This window comes from Kiloniella majae (assembly GCF_002118315.1).
Classification (GTDB): Bacteria; Pseudomonadota; Alphaproteobacteria; order Kiloniellales; family Kiloniellaceae; genus Kiloniella; species Kiloniella majae.
In genome coordinates this window covers 73542-92103 of record NZ_MTSZ01000010.1, presented here as the reverse complement: position 1 = coordinate 92103, position 18562 = coordinate 73542, and the positions used below count along the sequence as shown (strand labels likewise).

The 18562-nt window shown below is 45.3% G+C and carries 19 protein-coding genes; 14 read left to right on the top strand and 5 right to left on the bottom strand.

Going from position 1 to position 18562, the window contains the following annotated elements:
- Positions 1 to 140: 140 nt before the first annotated feature.
- The 4 genes from BKB51_RS19545 to BKB51_RS19530 all read right to left on the bottom strand — a co-directional run bounded on the left by BKB51_RS19545 (position 141) and on the right by BKB51_RS19530 (position 4362).
- Complete coding sequence (locus BKB51_RS19545) at positions 141 to 914, bottom strand: amino acid ABC transporter ATP-binding protein (RefSeq protein WP_085902795.1); 774 nt, start codon at positions 912 to 914, stop codon at positions 141 to 143.
- 15 nt (positions 915 to 929) lie between these two features.
- Positions 930 to 2039: an amino acid ABC transporter permease gene (locus BKB51_RS19540; protein ID WP_085902794.1), complete on the bottom strand. Its 1110-nt coding sequence runs from the start codon at positions 2037 to 2039 to the stop codon at positions 930 to 932.
- A 9-nt stretch (positions 2040 to 2048) separates the two neighbouring features.
- Positions 2049 to 3245: an amino acid ABC transporter permease gene (locus tag BKB51_RS19535; RefSeq protein ID WP_085902793.1), complete on the bottom strand. Its 1197-nt coding sequence runs from the start codon at positions 3243 to 3245 to the stop codon at positions 2049 to 2051.
- 109 nt (positions 3246 to 3354) lie between these two features.
- A complete protein-coding gene (locus tag BKB51_RS19530) occupies positions 3355 to 4362 on the bottom strand; it encodes an amino acid ABC transporter substrate-binding protein (RefSeq protein ID WP_085902792.1) in 1008 nt (335 codons plus the stop codon).
- A 486-nt stretch (positions 4363 to 4848) separates the two neighbouring features.
- On the opposite strand from BKB51_RS19530, the gene metC reads away from it, so the two are divergent.
- From metC to BKB51_RS19505, 5 genes are all read left to right on the top strand, one after another.
- Positions 4849 to 6030 carry a cystathionine beta-lyase gene (gene metC / locus BKB51_RS19525; protein ID WP_085902791.1) on the top strand — a complete coding sequence of 394 codons (1182 nt, stop codon included), beginning with the start codon at positions 4849 to 4851 and terminating at the stop codon, positions 6028 to 6030.
- Positions 6031 to 6041: 11 nt separating this feature from the next.
- Positions 6042 to 6437, top strand: coding sequence for a phosphoribosyl-AMP cyclohydrolase (gene hisI / locus BKB51_RS19520; protein WP_085902790.1), 396 nt, complete (start codon positions 6042 to 6044; stop codon positions 6435 to 6437).
- A 201-nt stretch (positions 6438 to 6638) separates the two neighbouring features.
- Positions 6639 to 7418 (top strand): response regulator, encoded by a 780-nt coding sequence (locus BKB51_RS19515; RefSeq protein ID WP_085902789.1) that lies wholly within the window; start codon positions 6639 to 6641, stop codon positions 7416 to 7418.
- A 94-nt stretch (positions 7419 to 7512) separates the two neighbouring features.
- The gene (locus BKB51_RS19510; protein ID WP_085902788.1) at positions 7513 to 7833 is read left to right on the top strand and encodes a peptidylprolyl isomerase; all 321 of its coding nucleotides are present in this window, start codon (positions 7513 to 7515) and stop codon (positions 7831 to 7833) included.
- 50 nt (positions 7834 to 7883) lie between these two features.
- Positions 7884 to 8198 (top strand): PilZ domain-containing protein, encoded by a 315-nt coding sequence (locus BKB51_RS19505; protein WP_085902787.1) that lies wholly within the window; start codon positions 7884 to 7886, stop codon positions 8196 to 8198.
- Between the two features lie 54 nt (positions 8199 to 8252).
- Here BKB51_RS19505 and BKB51_RS19500 read toward each other — a convergent pair whose 3' ends face one another.
- A complete protein-coding gene (locus BKB51_RS19500) occupies positions 8253 to 8981 on the bottom strand; it encodes a protein phosphatase CheZ (RefSeq protein WP_085902786.1) in 729 nt (242 codons plus the stop codon).
- Positions 8982 to 9234: 253 nt separating this feature from the next.
- Here BKB51_RS19500 and BKB51_RS19495 point away from each other — a divergent pair, with 253 nt between their 5' ends.
- The 9 genes from BKB51_RS19495 to BKB51_RS19455 are packed head-to-tail and all read left to right on the top strand — an operon-like array spanning position 9235 to position 18556.
- A complete protein-coding gene (locus BKB51_RS19495; protein ID WP_085902785.1) occupies positions 9235 to 10236 on the top strand; it encodes a BMP family lipoprotein in 1002 nt (333 codons plus the stop codon).
- Positions 10237 to 10288: 52 nt separating this feature from the next.
- The gene (locus BKB51_RS19490) at positions 10289 to 11941 is read left to right on the top strand and encodes an ABC transporter ATP-binding protein (RefSeq protein WP_085902784.1); all 1653 of its coding nucleotides are present in this window, start codon (positions 10289 to 10291) and stop codon (positions 11939 to 11941) included.
- A complete protein-coding gene (locus BKB51_RS19485; RefSeq protein ID WP_085902783.1) occupies positions 11938 to 13071 on the top strand; it encodes an ABC transporter permease in 1134 nt (377 codons plus the stop codon). The genes BKB51_RS19490 and BKB51_RS19485 overlap by 4 nt, the downstream gene beginning before the upstream one ends.
- Positions 13064 to 14038 carry an ABC transporter permease gene (locus BKB51_RS19480; protein WP_198946813.1) on the top strand — a complete coding sequence of 325 codons (975 nt, stop codon included), beginning with the start codon at positions 13064 to 13066 and terminating at the stop codon, positions 14036 to 14038. The genes BKB51_RS19485 and BKB51_RS19480 overlap by 8 nt, the downstream gene beginning before the upstream one ends.
- 1 nt (position 14039) lies before the next feature.
- Positions 14040 to 14462, top strand: coding sequence for a cytidine deaminase (cdd, locus tag BKB51_RS19475; protein ID WP_085902782.1), 423 nt, complete (start codon positions 14040 to 14042; stop codon positions 14460 to 14462).
- Positions 14434 to 15252, top strand: coding sequence for a purine-nucleoside phosphorylase (locus tag BKB51_RS19470; RefSeq protein ID WP_085902781.1), 819 nt, complete (start codon positions 14434 to 14436; stop codon positions 15250 to 15252). The genes cdd and BKB51_RS19470 overlap by 29 nt, the downstream gene beginning before the upstream one ends.
- Positions 15253 to 15256: 4 nt before the next feature.
- Positions 15257 to 16012, top strand: a complete 756-nt coding sequence (gene deoC, locus BKB51_RS19465) for a deoxyribose-phosphate aldolase (RefSeq protein WP_085902780.1) — start codon at positions 15257 to 15259, stop codon at positions 16010 to 16012.
- Positions 16012 to 17334, top strand: coding sequence for a thymidine phosphorylase (gene deoA / locus BKB51_RS19460; protein WP_085902779.1), 1323 nt, complete (start codon positions 16012 to 16014; stop codon positions 17332 to 17334). Before deoC ends, deoA begins: the two co-directional genes overlap by 1 nt.
- A gap of 1 nt (position 17335) precedes the next feature.
- Complete coding sequence (locus tag BKB51_RS19455; RefSeq protein ID WP_085902778.1) at positions 17336 to 18556, top strand: phosphopentomutase; 1221 nt, start codon at positions 17336 to 17338, stop codon at positions 18554 to 18556.
- Positions 18557 to 18562: the final 6 nt, after the last annotated feature.

Here is an 18562-nt window from a genome sequence, read left to right as displayed (position 1 = left end):
GACTACGCTTTACTCGCTCTTTCTTTGAAGGTCCCATCATAAGTCTCCAATATGTAAACTTATTTCAGGACGCGACACGGATAACAAAAAAAGCGGCCCCCAGAGGGAGCCGCTTTTTATCGATAGATACACAGAGGAAATTAATGTGCCAGAATCTGGCTCAGGAATTTCTGTGTTCTTTCTGATTGAGGATTATTGAAGAACTCTTCTGGTTCGTTTTGCTCAATAATCTCACCGCCATCCATAAAGATAACTCTATCCGCAACTTTACGTGCAAAGCCCATTTCGTGGGTTACGCAAAGCATTGTCATGCCTGTTTCAGCAAGTTCAATCATCGTATCCAGAACTTCGGCAATCATTTCTGGATCAAGAGCAGATGTTGGCTCATCAAACAGCATGATGCGTGGATTCATACAAAGGGAACGAGCGATCGCAACACGTTGCTGCTGACCACCAGAAAGCTGCCCTGGGAACTTGAGTGCTTGATCTGGAATTTTAACACGTTCCAGATAGTGCATTGCAATTTCTTCGGCTTCTTTCTTTGGCATCTTACGAACCCAGATAGGCGCAAGAGTACAGTTCTCAAGAACACTTAAATGCGGGAAGAGGTTAAAGTGCTGAAAGCACATACCAACTTCGCGACGGATCGCATCAATGTTCTTAAGGTTCCCTGTCAGTTCAATATTATCAACAATAATATCGCCCTGCTGATGCTCTTCCAAACGGTTGATGCATCGGATCAGAGTGGATTTACCTGAACCGGAAGGGCCACAGATAACAATCCGTTCCCCCCGTTGAACATTCAGGTTAATGTTTTTCAGAACATGAAACTGGCCATACCATTTGTGAACACCGTTCAGCTGGATAGCCACCTCATCTGTTTTTTTCGAGGTATTGGTACTTGTATTACTCATAATACCACGGGCTCCTTATCTTTTATGACCAGTGTGAAGTTTGTTTTCAAGCCATAGGCTGTAACGCGACATCGCAAAACAGGAAATGAAGAACAATAGCGCGATAAAGGCATAGGTTTCCGGTGCCAGACCACGCCATTTAACGTCTGCTACAGCCACCAGACCAATACCGATAAGATCAAACAGACCGATAATGGATACAAGTGTTGTATCTTTGTAGAGACCGATAAAAGTGTTCACAATTCCAGGAATAACAATGCGAAGTGCCTGTGGAAGAATGATCAAACGCATGGATTGCCAATAACTCAGCCCCATTGCATCTGCACCTTCATACTGACCTTTCGGAATAGCCTGAAGACCACCACGTATCACCTCTGCCATATAGGCAGACGAGAACAAAGCAACACCGATCAAGGCACGAAGCAGTTTGTCAAAGTTCACGCCATCTGGCAGGAACAATGGCAACATATTCGACGCCATGAAGAGAATAGTGATCAAAGGCACACCACGAATAAACTCGATAAAGCATACACATAGTGTCCGGACAATCGGCATATTTGATCGACGCCCAAGCGCCAGAACGATACCAATCGGCAAAGAAGCCACAATACCAGTAACGCCCAAAACCAAGGTCAGTAACAACCCGCCCCATTGATCAGTATCAACCGTTTCCAGTCCCCAACCACCACTTAAGAGGTAAAAGGCAATAAACGGAAATACTGCGGAGAAGAGAAGAAACTTTCCACGATGCGGAATGTTGTCAAACAGCACTGGCATGATGGCAACGACCATCAAAATGAATGTCAGATTTGGCCGCCAATATTGATCGATCGGGTAAAATCCGTACATAAACTGATGGAAACGATCCCCAATCACAAGCCAGCATGCGCCACCTAAATCACAATCTGCTTTCGTTTCCCCTGTAAAGGTAGCACCTGTCACAGCCCAGAAAATGATAGCAGATAGAACGTGATACAGAAAAAAGGCCGTAATTAGTGTCAGGATTGTATTACCAACACTTGAAAATAACCTTTTCTTAAACCAAGCGATTACTCCGGCTTCGCCCAAAGGAGGCGGAAGATCAGGATGCTCACCAGGAGCATGTTGTTGTTCAGTTACACTCATCTGCTCCTCCTACCTTTCTACCAAGCTAACGCGATTATTATACCAGTTCATAAAAGCTGAAATCAGTAGACTGATTGTCAGATAAACCAGCATCGTGATGAAAATCACCTCGATGGCCTGCCCCGTCTGGTTCAACGTCACACCGCCAAAAGACTGCACAATATCCGGATAGCCAATGGCCACCGCAAGTGAAGAGTTTTTAGTCAGGTTGAGATATTGACTTGTCATCGGAGGAATGATCACCCGAAGAGCCTGTGGCAAAACAATCAATCTCATTGTCCAGCTCGGACGCAAACCCAGAGCTTCTGACGCTTCAGTCTGTCCATGAGAAACGGATTGAATACCCGCACGAACGGTTTCCGAGATAAATGCAGCAGTATAGAGGCTTAGGGCAAACCAAAGTGCAGTAAACTCAGGCTTGATAACCACGCCACCTTTGAAGTTAAAACCTTTAAGCTCCGCATAGGCAAAATCAAGGGGGAAGCCAGTTACAGCAAACGCCAGAAGCGGTAATCCGATAATCAACGCGGTATTTGTCATAAATACCGGATATATCTTACCAGTGGCTGCCTGAGTTTTCCGTGCCCAGCGTGCAAAAAATATGCTTGCGACAACAGCAATTGCAAGTGCGATTGGCACCAACATAAAACCATCACCGGGGAGCGGTTCAGGAACAATAAGCCCACGCTTGTTCAAGATAACAGTATCATTGAATAAGCTTATACTCTGTTTTACCGCAGGCAAACCGAGAAAGATTGCATACCAGAGAAGAATTTGCAGCAACAGAGGAACGTTACGCGTAAATTCAACATACCAATAAACAACTCTACTCACCAACCAGTTTGGTGAAAGACGCAAAACACCCAGGAAAACACCTAGGAAAGTTGCTGCAATGATTCCCAAAAAGGAAACCATAAGTGTGTTAAGCAATCCCACAAGGAACACACGACCGTGTGTGTGGGTTGCTGTATATTCCATAAAAGGGGAAATGGCGATGTCGTATCCAGCAGCAGTATCAAGAAAAGCGAAACCGGTTTGAATACCGCGTTTTTCAATATTGTGCGCTGTGTTAAAAACGATGAATACGAGGAATGCGCCAAGCAGGCCAATTACAAGAGCCTGAAAGAAAAGCGATCTAAACCGCTGATCCGAAAAGAGCGATGCTCCACCCGACCCACGGGCATTTTGTGCAGTTTCAGCCGACATACTGCCTCCTAAATGCTTATTTTTATTAAAATTAAAGCCTGTTTAGCTAAGGTAGGGCCACCAATACTGGCAGCCCTACGCATAGTAAATCAGGCTTTAATGTCTCGACTTAGCGCATTGGAGGAGCGTAAAGCAGACCACCATCTTTCCATTGAGCGTTGATACCGCGCTCGATGTTCAGAGTGTCAGTAAGGTTTCTTTTGAAAGACTCACCGTAGTTACCAACGTTTTTAACCACGTTGTATGCCCACTTAGCGTCCAGACCAAGCTGCTCGCCCATGTTGCCTTCAGCACCGATCAGACGAAGAACTGATGGGTTAGTAGAAGAAGCCATCTCATCGATGTTTGCAGAAGTAATACCGAGTTCTTCAGCAATGATCATTGCGTTAAGAGTCCAGCGAGCGATATCGCCCCACTGTTGGTCACCGTGACGTACGAGAGGACCGAGTGGCTCTTTGGAAATGATTTCTGGAAGAACGATCTGCTCATCAGGAGCTGAAAGTGTGGAGCGAAGTGAGTACAGACCGGAAGCATCAGTTGTGTAAACATCACAACGACCTTCGTCATATACTTTCGCGCCTTCTTCTGCAGTCGCAACTGGAACTGTTTCGTATTTCATGCCTTGAGCACGGAAATAGTCAGCGAGGTTAAGCTCAGTTGTTGTACCAGTCTGAACACATACGGAAGCACCGTCTAGCTCAGTCGCACTGGAAACACCCAGAGATTTGTTTACGAGGAAACCTTGTCCATCGTAGTAGTTAACGCCCACGAACTCAAAACCGAGATTAACATCACGGGAAAGTGTCCACGTGGTGTTACGAGCAAGCATATCAATCTCACCAGACTGAAGAACGGTAAAACGCTCTTTAGAAGTCGTTGGAGTGATTTTTACTTTCATTGGGTCGCCAAATACGGCTGCTGCAACTGCGCGGCATACGTCAACGTCAAGGCCTTCCCAAACGTTTTCTGCGTTAGGAGCAGCAAAACCTGGTAGAGGTGTAGCAACACCACACTGTAGCTCGCCACGTGCTTTGATGTCGTCGAGAGTACCAGCCTGAGCTGCTGTTGTCATTGCTGTGGCTGCTGCAGCCGCAAACAGGACTTTTCCGAATTTCATTTTTTGTGTCTTCCCTGCTGTTTAACACGTTTATTGTTTGTTTAAGACGTCGCAAACAGGACATCCCGATTTATTTTTCATCGGCATACAAATGTTCACCAACGCAATAAACATGCTATTACCAGTAACCTATCTAAGCCTCTCAGAAAACAGCATTTTTTACTTTGTTAGGGGACAATTTTCCTTGCTCCCACAAAAAACGTTAAAAATCAAACAATTAGACAAAAGCTTTTAATTCAAACTTTCTTCATTTTCTGTAAAAAAATTGTACATACAGCTTATGAATATGGTTAATTTTTTGTTTTTTTATCCTTAAAACGCCATTTATTTTACTCTCAAAGAATCCTTTTTTGTCGCATATAACACTAAAGATCTGTGGTCCTTTTCTGATTATCATAGATTTTCTTGCAATCGATCCAATCAATCGTGATGCTGCTGCCCAATAGATAATAATCCACCGTCATTACATCGTAATAGAGAATCCTCATGTCGAAGACTAATTTCACTCAAGAAACAAAGGTTACACACCTTGGTCGTGATCCATTGGCAAACTTTGGGGTGGTTAATCCACCAGTTTACCACGCCTCCACCATTCTCTTTAAAAGTATGGCCGAGATGGAAGAAAGAGCTGCGACCAAATTCGACAAAGGCACGATGAATTATGGACGCCAGGGAACACCGACTATATTTGCGTTGGAAAATGCTGTGGCCGAACTAGAGGGCGGATATGGTGCCTTCTCTGTCTCTTCCGGACTTGGGGCTATCACAACCGCGATTTTAAGTGTCGTAGAATCCGGTGACCATATTCTTGTGACGGATTCAGTTTACGCTCCCACCCGTTTTTTCTGCAAAGATGTGCTTCAGCGTATGGGCGTAGAAACAACTTATTATGACCCCCTTATTGGCAAAGATATAGATCAACTCATTCGCCCGAATACACGCCTCGTATTCACAGAATCCCCGGGATCTCATACCTTTGAGATGCAGGACATTCCTGCTATCGCCAAAGCTGCTCATAGCAAAGGCGTATTGGTCATCATGGATAACACCTGGGCGACCCCCCTACTCTGTAAGTCTTTTGAACTAGGTGTTGATATTTCGGTTCACGCTGGCACGAAATATATTGTCGGTCACTCCGACGCGATGCTTGGCCTGATCATTACAACGGAAGAGCTCTACCAAAAGGTAAAAGAAACAACATTTCACTTAGGCCAATGCTCTGGACCTGATGATGTTTACCTTGCTCAACGGGGCCTAAGAACTATGGCTGTTCGTTTGAAACAGCATCAGGAAAGCGGACTTACTATCGCTAACTGGCTCCAAAAACGTCCAGAAGTATCACGTGTCCTTCATCCCGCTCTGGAGAGTGACCCAGGACATCAAATCTGGAAACGCGACATGTCCGGAGCAAGTGGCCTGTTCAGCTTTATCCTTAACCCAACATCAAAAGAGTCTATCCGTGCCATGGTTGATGACCTTGATCTCTACGGCATGGGCTATAGCTGGGGGGGATTCGAAAGCTTAATTCTTCCAAGCGACCCAAGCTCAATTCGCACCGCAACCAAATGGTCCGCAGAAGGACCATTGATCAGATTACACATCGGCTTGGAAAATCCAGACGACCTCATCATGGATCTGGAAGCCGGCTTTAAAAGAATGTCATCGTAGGAAGCTTCCTAATGAATAAATCCAAACTGGAAGATCTTATCTCCAGCCTTAAATTCAACGATCAGGGACTCATCCCGGCCATTGCTCAGGACAGCGTTAAAAACGATGTTCTCATGATGGCCTGGATGAACAGGGAATCTATTATAGAGACGTTCTCTACTGGCCGGGTCTGTTATTGGTCAAGATCCAGACAAAAGCTTTGGAAAAAAGGTGAAACATCGGGACAACACCAAGAACTTGTTGATTTTCTTATCGACTGTGATCGCGATACTGTTTTGGTGAAAGTCAAACAACATGGTGTCGCCTGTCACACTGGTCGACGCAGCTGTTTCTATCTTTCCGTCTCTGAGAACGGCGACACAACGGAAACAATGAATGTGGAGATAGATCCCAAAGACCTCTACTGACTTAAACATCAGCAAAAGTGAAAAACCAAAGCTGCTCGGATTAGTCTGAGCAGCTTTTTTCTATCCCCCTTTTTACATACGAACTATGGATTACTAAAAAATCACAAAAACCAGATAACTATCTGGAATATTAGCAGAGCATTAACCCATTCACTCTATCTTGTGCAGAATATACAAATTAAAGATGTTAGGTGTGTGAATATGAATTCGGGTTCTGTTATCAGCGAAGAAGAAGCAGACAAACTCGCTGAAGGCGAAATGTTGGATGAAGCCAGAGATGTAGCATCCAGCCTAGAAGTCAATCTCCAGCAAGTGAGAACAGGTGGACTGGATGGAAAAACAGCTGCGGAACGCTTGGCGCAAGATTCGTCTAACCTTAGATTTAAAGCAAAGTCAGTTAATATTCCCGGTTTAGCAGCAATAACTCACCGACTGGATGAATATCTTTCCGGCCTAACAGATCTAGAAGCGAAACACATTCAAGATCTGCAAACTTACAGCGATAAAATTTCGGCTTTGCTTGATGGTGAAGCTCTACCGACAGAAAACATTGCCGAAGTCGTGCGCTCTATGCCGCACCAGATTACTTTCAATGTTGAAGACATCGAAATTACAAACACCGAGGTTTTGCTAGTCATTCCACAAAAAACAGCCGGTAAAGTCGTTGCCCGCGAACTCGCCGCTTGTGGATATCGCGTAACATCACTGACGGAGCCTCTGGAAGCCATCACGATGATTCTGGAAACAAAACCGGATCTCGTCATTACCTCTATGGTTATGCCGCGCCTTGGTGGCGCAGACCTAGCCTGCGCCTTGAAGGCAATGCCGTCGACAAAGAAATCTCATGTTGCCGTCCTGACAAGTCTGCCATCAGACCATCCTGATATGCAGGAACTTCCTATGAATGTTGGTGTCATCCGCCGCGGAACAACCTTTGGCGACGATCTTGCAGACGTCCTACAGAAATTTAATATTACATAAAAAGCAAAACAGACATTGCTCATTTTGAACCGCACGTTATGTATAAGGGGAATCTATCCCGCATAATGTGCGGTTTTTTTTATGGAGAAACACTATGTCTGATCAAGTACGTGCCTCGCACATCCTGCTAATGTACGAAGGTTCCATGCGTTCAACTGCTACACGCTCGCAGGAAGAGGCTCAAACTCTTATCCAGGATCTTAAAACCCAGATAGAGGGCGGTGCTGCATTTGCTGATTTGGCCAAAGAACACTCTGACTGCCCATCAGGCAATGAAGGCGGCGATCTTGGCCACTTTGGCAAAGGAATGATGGTACCTGAGTTCGAAGAATCCGCATTCTCTATGGAAGTTGGCGAGACAAGTGGCGTTGTAGAAACTTCATTTGGCTACCACCTTATTCAACGTACAGAATAAGACAAAATTAACGAGATTCTGCTCAAATTTATACTGACAGGTCAGTATGATTGACAAAGGAGCAGGTTTTGGGAACGGAAAATACGGATCGCCGTCGCCATACAAGATATCGCAAATCGATTCAGGCATTGGTGAAAATCAATGACGCATGGGAAAAGACTGATTGCTTCGATATATCTGGCGGTGGAATTTGTTTGTTATCGCCAACCCGCCCTGAAATAAATGAAACCATTGAGCTTCATATTGAAGGTTACGGGCGTTTTGAAGGTGAGACTATACGACATTTGACAAACGGCTTTGTCGTTCAATTCATCTCTTCAGAACACATCCTGAAACAGCTTGCCGCAGATCTCGACGAAAAATAAAAAAGCGGGGAACATCTCCCCGCTTTTTTTACGTCTGATTATTATACGTAATGTTCAATCGAACAACGCATCGATATCGTCTTGAGTAATACCTTCGTTTTCAGCAGACGGTCCATTCATCAGTTGATCATCACCTTCACGATCATCTTCTGTGCCAACAGGTAAATCCATAAAAGCCTCGGCACCCCAAATATTAATCATCGATACAATACGATCTTCGATAAAGCGAAGCGTATTAATGATTTTTGTCATTCGTTGGCCAGTAACATCCTGAAAATTCGAAGCCTCTAGAATGGTAATCACATGATTTGCAATTTTATCACAAGCCGTTTGAACATCTGAATCATCGCTCATTAATGCGGAAAGCTCATTTACAGTCGCTTCAATCTGCTCGTTTGCATCCAAAATACTGTTTGTTGCCGTCTCAGTGGCCATAACAATAGCATCAAGCTCGTTCGTTGACTGAGCAAAAGGATCATCTACATCATCAGGATGCTTGATTTGAGCGATCTCTTTTTTCGTCTTACCAATCATCCGTACCATTTGGGCAATTTCGACACGAACATCTTCCGCGTCATTAAAGCTTTTCTCAGCATCCGTTTGTTGAGGTGATGACTGTCGAACAGCTGCATTTGATTGTTTCAAGGCAACGATTTCAGACCTGAGCTCATTAATGGATTCAAACAGCTGCATGTTTGAAACGCTGGCGTTCGGTGATAATCCCCTACGAAGTCGAACGCCTCGTTCAGCAGCGTATTCTTTTCTTGGATCGTTATTACTCATCTCTTACTCCCAAAAATCCCCCGTATTTGATGATGACGATACCCCAACAAAATTAATGAAAATTGAATATGTTGTTATTTTTGCGATTAAATTTCAGATATTTTTGACCAATTGAACAATTTTTTGCCCTTTGACATTAACGATTGGTTGAACATATTGGCTTTTTGCCTCACCATACGTACCCGAGTCCGATAGAGATCGGATCAAGGCAAAAAAGATTTTTATAACTGATAGACAGGGATTGGGCTCTCAAATGAAGAAGCTATTCCAGACGGCTGCTGCGTCAATTATTGCATTAACGGCTGCAGCCTCACACGCCGAAGATATCAAACCAGCCGTTGTGTTTGATATGGGCGGTAAATTCGATAAATCCTTCAACGAAGGTGTTTTCAACGGCGTTGAGAAATTCTCAAAAGAAACCGGCATTAAATATCGCGAATTTGAAGTAACGAACCCTTCACAGCGCGAACAGGCAATCCGCAAAATGGCACAACGTGGCGCAGACCCCATCGTAGGTGTTGGTTTTGCCCAGGGTCCAGCCATTGAAAAAGTTGCAAAAGAATACCCGGATATTCGTTTTACAATCATCGATTCTGTCGTTGATCTGCCAAACGTACAGTCCGTTGTCTTTAAAGAGCACGAAGGATCTTTCCTTGTTGGTGTGCTGGCTGCAATGGCTTCTGAAAACCAGAAGGTTGGGTTTATTGGCGGTATGGACATTCCGCTTATTCGTAAATTTGCGTGTGGATATGCCCAAGGCGCTAAATATGCCGTTGGTTCTGCCGAAGTTTATAGCAACATGACGGGAACAACACCGTCTGCCTGGAATGATCCAAGTAAAGGCAGTGAGCTTGCAAAAAGCCAGTTTGATAAAGGTGCTGATGTAATCTTCGCTGCTGCTGGCGGCACAGGTATCGGCGTTTATCAAGCAGCTAAAGATGCAGGTAAATACGCAATTGGTGTGGATTCAAACCAAAACCACCTACAGCCGGGCACAATGCTTACATCCATGACCAAAGGTGTTGACGTTGCTGCATACAATGCTTTCAAAGGTGCAATGGACGGCACATGGAAGCCAGGTCTTCACGCGCTGGGTCTTGCTGAAAACGGCGTTGACTGGGCACTGGATGACAACAACAAATCCCTTATTACTGACGCGATGAAAGCCAAAGTAAAAGAAGCACGTGATGGTATTGTTTCCGGTTCCATCTCTGTTCATGATTTCACATCAGATAGCAGTTGCCCTGCTCTGTAATCGGTTAACCGATCTGAAATCAGAAAACTAAAATCAAGTACTAGGTTTTTCTATGAGCGTAGAACGCATCAAGGCCCAAGGGTCTGAGGCGGTGGGGGGGCAGTCAGCCCCCCCACCATCTATTGAACTGCCCGCTATTGAACTGAAGGCAATCAGTAAAAGCTTTGGCCCTGTAAAGGCGAACCAAAACGTAGATTTAAAAGTTCTTCCGGGAACTATACACGGCATCATCGGTGAGAATGGCGCCGGGAAATCAACGTTGATGAGCATCCTTTACGGATTTTACGAAGCTGATAGCGGCGAAATCCTTATTAATGGACAAAAGAAAAAAATCCACTCTTCAAGAGATGCGATTTCCTTTGGCATTGGTATGGTCCATCAGCATTTTATGCTCGTAGAAACCTTTACCGTACTTGAAAATGTTATGCTGGGCGCCGAAGGTGCGCCCCTTCTGAATAAAAGTAGTCAGACAGCAAGAGAAGAACTTCTCAAGCTTTCGAAAGAATATAGCTTGGCAGTTGACCCTGATGCCATGACAGGTGATCTCCCCGTTGGTCTTCAGCAACGGGTTGAGATTTTAAAAGCCCTCTATCGTGGTGCTGAAATTCTTATCCTTGACGAGCCAACTGGCGTTCTGACACCACAGGAAACAGATCAACTATTCAAAATTCTTAATATCCTGCGCAGTCGCGGTGTGAGTATCATTCTGATCACCCACAAGCTTCAGGAAATTATGGCAATTACAGATCGTGTTTCTGTTATGCGTGCAGGCACCATGGTTTCTGAACGGGAAACATCAGCCACATCCAAAAATGAACTCGCCGAATTAATGGTTGGGCGGAAAGTTCTTTTGGAAGTGGATAAAACTGACGCTAATCCTGGTGAAATCCTACTGGACGCAAAAAACCTTTCCTATAGAGAAGATGGTGTCACTAAACTGGACGATGTCTCTATCACCCTACACGCCGGAGAAATTGTCGGCATCGCAGGTGTTTCTGGAAATGGTCAAACCGAATTGCTCGCGGCATTAAGCGGTATTTGCCCGCTTCAGACCGGATCAATTGATATTGGGCCTGTCCAGATCACATCAAAAAATCACAAAAACCCGAAAGAGTTTAGAGAACTAAGCGTTGGTCACGTTCCTGAAGACAGGCACCGTATGGGAATGGTAACCGCCTTTAATGCTCAAGAAACTGCCATTATGGGTTTTCATGAAGATCCTGCCTATAACGGCAAGGTCCTCATGGATAACAAAGCTGTTCAAGAACACTGTACTCGGTTGATGCAGGACTACGATGTCCGCCCGGAAGACCCCAAACTGAAATCAGCGAATTTCTCTGGTGGTAATCAACAAAAACTCGTCCTCGCCCGTGAAATGGATCGACGTCCCGAAGTTCTCCTTGTTGGGCAACCAACACGTGGTGTTGATATCGGTGCCATTGAATTTATCCACAAAAATCTAATCGCCATGCGTGACGCAGGGTCCGCTATTCTTGTAGTTTCTGTCGAACTTGAAGAGATCATGTCACTCAGCGATCGCATACTGGTTATGTTCGAAGGCCGTATCGTTGGTGAAGTCGCAGGTAAAGATGCTGATGCACGCCAACTCGGCCTCCTTATGGGAAATGCAGGTACACAATCCAAAACAAGCTCTGAGCAACAGAATAACAATAACACGACACACTCAGAGGAGATCCCGGCATGAGCAGTCCAAGTAAAGCGCTTCCCGCGTGGATTGACGTTGGTGTCATCCCCCTGATTAATATTTTACTCGCATTTTTTGTTTCAGGAATTGTTATTTTAATTATTGGTGAAGACCCAATAGAAGCAGTAAAAATTATAATCTATGGAGCTTTTGGGAATGACTATAATATAGGATATACACTCCATTATACCACGAACTTTATTTTTACAGGGCTAGCTGTTGCTGTCGCTTTTCACGCAAGCCTCTTTAACATTGGTGGCGAAGGACAAGCTTATATAGGCGGATTAGGTGTCGGTTTACTTTGCCTAGCTTTGGACCAATATGTTCCTTTCTGGATTATTCTACCGCTCGCCATTATTGCATCTGGCCTCTTTGGTGCAGCGTGGGCCTATGTTCCTGCTTATCTGCAAGCTTACAGAGGCAGCCATATTGTTATCACGACCATTATGTTTAACTTCATCGCATTTAGTTTGATGAACTACATTTTGGTAAATGTTCTTATTGAACCGGGACAAATGTCGCCGGAAAGTCGTGATTTTCTGGCCTCGGCTCAAATGCCAACAATGCAAGAAGCCGTTGGATGGTTTGGAATAGAAATACAAAAATCGCCGCTTAACCTTTCAATTTTCCTCGCTCTATTTAGCTGCCTTTTTGTCTGGTTGTTCATTTGGCATACACGCTGGGGGTATGCCATTCGGATGTTCGGATTTAATGAAAACGCCGCAAATTATAGTGGCATAAACACTCAACGTTTAGTCGTTGGCACAATGTGTCTTTCCGGTGTTTTAGCTGGCTTTGTTGGTATCAACGAAATTATGGGGAACCATAACAGGGTGATGCTTGATTTTGTCGCAGGCGCGGGTTTCACCGGTATTGCTGTTGCACTGATGGGACGTAATCATCCCGTCGGAATTATTATTGCCAGCCTTTTGTTTGGTACCCTATATCAGGGTGGCGCAGAACTATCCTTTGAAATACCAACTATACAAGGAGAAATGGTTAAGGCTATTCAGGGCCTTGTTATTCTTTTCTGTGGTGCATTGGCTTATATGACCAGACCTACAATCGAACGTATTTTTACGGCTATTGTTGCGAGTAACGGAACAGCAAAGGAGCAGACTAATGGATGATGTGTTCCTACTGCTTCTATCTACGCTTGATTCAACCCTGCGCGTATCAGCGCCTCTCGTGCTTTGTGCTATGGCTGGCATTTTCTCTGAACGATCCGGTATTATCGATATCAGCTTGGAAGGTAAGCTTCTCGCAGCTGCATTTTCAGCCGCTGCCGTTGCAGCAATTAGCGGCTCTGCATTTATTGGTTTGGGCGCAGCCATAATTACCTCTGTCCTTATGGCACTTCTACATGGTTTTGCCTGTATTACCCATCGCGGAAACCAAGTTGTCAGTGGCCTTGCAATCAACATTCTTGCATCCGGGCTTACGGTAACACTTGGCGGCGCATGGTTCCACAAAGGCGGCCAGACACCAACACTTAGTGGAGATGCTCGTTTCTCCCCCATAACCTTACCAGGAGCGGACTTCCTTTCAGAGATTCCGTTTTTGGGCACCATATATGTTGAGTTAATTAGCGGCCATAACTTGCTGGTTTATATTGCTTTCTTAGCTGTTCCTATTACCTGGTGGGCACTTTACAAAACCCGTTTTGGTTTGCGTTTGCGCGCAGTTGGGGAAAACCCGCAGGCTGTTGATACAGCGGGTATTTCTGTAACGTTCCTAAGATATCGTTCTGTTATTATTGCCGGCATTCTTTGCGGTATCGCCGGGGCTTACCTTTCCACAGGACAGAATGCGGCATTCGGTAAAGAAATGTCTGCCGGGCAAGGTTATATAGCCCTTGCCGCGATGATTTTTGGTAAGTGGAAACCTGTACCAGGCCTTCTCGCCTGTATGCTTTTTGGCTTCCTTGATGCAATGGCTGTAAGATTACAGGGTGTCGCAATTCCAGGGATCGGCGAGATACCCGTTCAGTTTATGCAGGCACTACCTTATGTTCTGACCGTGATCCTGCTTGCTGGCTTTATCGGCAAAGCTGTTGCACCAAAAGCCATTGGTCGCCCGTATGTAAAGGAGCGCTAAGATGGAACGATCCGAAATAATAGCTCAACTCAGAGAGAACATGTCACGGGCATATGCTCCCTACTCGAATTTTCATGTTGGATCTGTTATAAGATCAACAGATGGGCAGTATTATAATGGATGTAATGTCGAGAATGCAGCCTATCCATTAGGTGTATGCGCCGAAGGTGGCGCGATTTCTGCCATGGTGCAAAATGGCAGTCGTGAAATTGCTGAAATCTATGTCATGGGTGATGGTGATGCACTCGTTACACCCTGTGGCGGATGCCGGCAAAAAATTCGTGAATTTGCAAATGCAGAAACACAAATTCACATCTGTGGTCCCGAGGGACTGCGTAAAACCTTTACAATAGAAGATCTTCTCCCTTTTTCATTTGGACCTGATAACCTGAATAATGACGAACCCAAATCAATCCTCGAATAGTGCTTTAAACGTTATTCGGGGCCGCCTTAATGGCGTTATCCCAGAAGTAGCTATCATCCTAGGGTCAGGACTTGGCCCCCTGGTTGAAGCTGTAAAAGACCCAACGACAATTTCCTTTACTGACCTCCCCGGCTTTCCACGCCCTTCCGTCGAAGGACACGCCGGATCTTTGATCCTTGGGCAAATTAACGGAACAGACGTTCTCATTTTACAGGGCAGAAGCCATTATTATGAAAATGGGGACGCCACTGGTATGCTGACAGTAATTGAGACAATCAAGGCCATTGGATGCAAGCAACTGCTTCTGACCAACGCAGCAGGTAGCCTACGTGATGAAGCAGGTCCCGGAAGCCTGATGTTGCTTGCAGACCACATCAATTATTCCGGTATGTCACCCCTGATTGGTGCCCGTGGAAATGATCGCTTTGTTGATTTGACTGATGCTTATGATCCCGCGATACGGCAAGCTTTGAAAACTGTTGCTGATGAAAACCAAATCAAGCTTCACGAAGGTGTTTACATGTGGTTCTCTGGACCAAATTTTGAAACACCAGCAGAAATAAGAGCAGCAAAGATCCTTGGAGCAGATGCTGTTGGTATGTCCACTGTACCCGAAGTTATTCTGGCCAGACGTGCAGGTATTCCAACTGCAGCAATGTCCATTATTACAAACTACGGAGCGGGCATGAGCGATACGGCCCTCACTCATGAACAGACGATGCGCAATGCTAAAATTGCCGCCGAAAATTTAATTAAACTGGTAAGTAATTACCTGAAGAGTTTGGGGTAAGATAATGACTAAAAATGCAAAATTAGCCTTAAGCTTGTTGGATCTAACAAGTCTTTCTGCTGATGACACAAACGAAAGTATCCAAGCTCTTTGTTCGAAAGCAGTAACACCTTTTACCTCTGTTGCAGCCGTTTGTGTGTATCCTCCCTTTCTTTCCGTCTGCCAAGATGAGCTAAAAGGGCAAGATGTCAACTTTGCCGCCGTTGCCAACTTTCCTTCCGGTGATGAAGGGCTGGAAGCAGCCATTGCACAGACAAAAAACATCATTGCACTTGGCGGCAACGAAGTTGATCTGGTCATCCCCTACAAAGAGTGGATCGCCGGCGATAAAAACTCTGCACCCGACATGATCCGTGCATGCAAAGATATTTGCGGTGATCAGGTAACACTCAAAGTAATTCTGGAAAGTGGTGCGTTTGAAGATATGGACAGTCTTTACGACTTAAGTATTGAAGCCATTAATGCCGGGGCAGATTTTATCAAAACCTCAACAGGGAAAACAGACGTATCGGCCACAATCGAAGCCGCAGAAGCGATGTTAAAGGCGATTAAGGACAGCGGTAAAAAGTGTGGCTTCAAAGCCTCTGGTGGTATTAGAACTCATGCACAAGCTGTCGAGTACATGGAGCTTGCTCAAAACATTATGGGTGAAAATTGGGTCTGTGCCGATAATTTCAGGTTTGGCGCGAGTGGTCTTTTGAATGACCTTTTAGGTGTTTTAGGCCAAGCCACCAGTACTGCGCAAAAAAGCACCTACTAATGTTTCTTCCCCAAGAAGTAATCCGAAAAAAACGTGAGGGGCAAGAACTTAGCAGTGAAGAAATCGCTTATTTTGTCAATGGGATAACATCAGGCGATATGAGCGACAGCCAAATTGCCGCCTTGGCAATGGCTGTGTTCTTTCAGGGTATGAGTAATGCTGAAACCGTGAGCTTAACCCAATCCATGACAAAATCAGGAGACACGATCGACTGGTCTGAGTTACACGATTTAGGCCCTGTACTGGATAAACATTCAACAGGCGGTGTTGGCGATAAGTTAAGCTTGATGCTCGCCCCAATCATTTCCGCCTGCGGTGGTTATGTCCCGATGATATCTGGTCGCGGGCTGGGTCATACCGGCGGTACATTGGATAAACTTGATGCAATACCCGGGTACAAAACGTCGATTGATACTGATCGTCTGAAATCCATCATAAAAACTGCCGGCTGTGCAATTGTTGGACAAACGGGTGATTTGGCCCCGGCTGATAAACGTTTTTATGCCATCCGGGATATCACGGCAACGGTAGAAGCCATCCCGCTAATCACTGCCTCCATCCTATCCAAGAAACTATCGGCTGGCTTGGATCGTTTGGTGATGGATATCAAGGTTGGTAGCGGTGCCTTTTCCGGTACCTTGTCTATGGCAGAAGAGTTGGCAGAAACCATTGTAAGGGTTGCCAACGGTGCTGGTTTACCGACTAGGGCTCTCATCACGGATATGGATCAGGTACTAGGTTCATCAGCAGGAAATGCACTGGAAGTAAAAGAAGCCTGGTCCTACCTGTCAGGTGAGATGAAAGAAGAACGTACAGACATGATAACCATGTCACTCTGCTCAGAACTCTTGATACTGGGGGGGCTAGCGACGACACACAATAATGCCCATCATAAAATCATGACCGTTTTGTCCAATGGTAAAGCCCTGGAACAATTACAGAAAATGATTTCGGGTCTGGGTGGCCCTGTAGATTTTTGTGAAAAACCGGATAGCTATCTAAAATCTGCAATGTACTGTGAAGATATCTATCTGGATACATCGGGGTATCTAGCCTCTATGGATACACGTGAAATCGGTATGGCAGTTGTTGCCCTAGGTGGCGGGCGCTCCAAACCGGGTCAAGAAATTGATCATGCCGTAGGTTTTGATCACATAGCTCCTGTTGGAACCCGGATTGATCCAAGCCGTCCTGTTGCGCGTATTCACGCAAACTCCAAAGATCAGTTGGCACGGGCAAAAGCTCAATATCTAAACGGGCTGACTGTGGCGGATAAAGCGCCTAATCAACAACACCCAATCTTAAAGTCATTAGTGAATTAAAATGCCTAGAGCCTTCATATTATTAATGGATTCGTTTGGTATCGGTGGCGCTCCCGATGCTGAAAGTTTTGGAGATATCGGTTCAAATACCCTAGGGCACATCGCAGAACAGTGTACCCTGGGAAATGCAGATAAAGAAGGTGTTAGACTGGGCCCTCTTCACCTGCCCAACATGGAAAGGCTTGGGCTAGGACATGCAGCCTTTCAAAGCACTGGCGAATACCCGAAAGACTTTGACCCTGAAATAGAAGCGACTGGATTACATGGTGCCGCCAGCGAAATCAGTAAGGGTAAAGATACACCGAGCGGACACTGGGAAATTGCAGGTGTCCCGGTAACGTTCGATTGGGGATATTTCCCGAATGAAACACCTTGTTTTGAAGGCTCACTTCTGGATGACATAATCAAAATTGGTGAACTCTCCGGCGCGTTAGGCCTCTGTCACGCATCCGGTACCGAGATCATCGCGCGTTTTGGTCTAGAACATATGCAAAGCGGAAAGCCCATTATCTATACCTCGGCCGATAGCGTCATTCAGATTGCAGCACACGAACAAACCTTTGGTCTTGATAGACTTATTGATCTTTGCGAAAAAATAAGAATTCTCGTAAATCCGTATAACATTGGACGTGTCATTGCCCGGCCTTTTATTGGCGATAGTCCTGACAACTTTCAGCGAACAGGAAACAGGCGTGATTTCAGCGTCTTGCCCCCTGCTCCAACCTTATTGGATAAAGTCAACAACGCTGGGCGCGACATGATTGCAATTGGCAAAATTGCTGATATCTATGCACATCAGGGACCAACACAGGTTATTAAAGCCTCAGGGCACGACGACCTTTTCCAACGCACACTGGAACAAGTAGAAAAAGCGCCTGACGGATCCTTAACCTTCACAAACTTTGTTGATTTTGACAGCCTCTATGGCCACAGACGAGATGTTGTTGGTTATGCAACAGCACTTGAAGAATTCGATAAAAAACTTCCAGAGCTTATTTTAAAACTAAAAGACGATGATCTGGTCGTTATCACCGCTGATCACGGGTGTGACCCAACCTGGCCCGGAACAGACCATACCCGCGAAAATGTACCCGTTCTGGCTTTTGGTCCCAAAATCACAGCACAAAGTATTGGTACCCGGGAATGCTTTGCAGATATTGGACAAAGCATCGCCTCTTTCTTGAAAGTGGGCACATTAGAAGCAGGAAAGTCATTTTTATAATTTCTG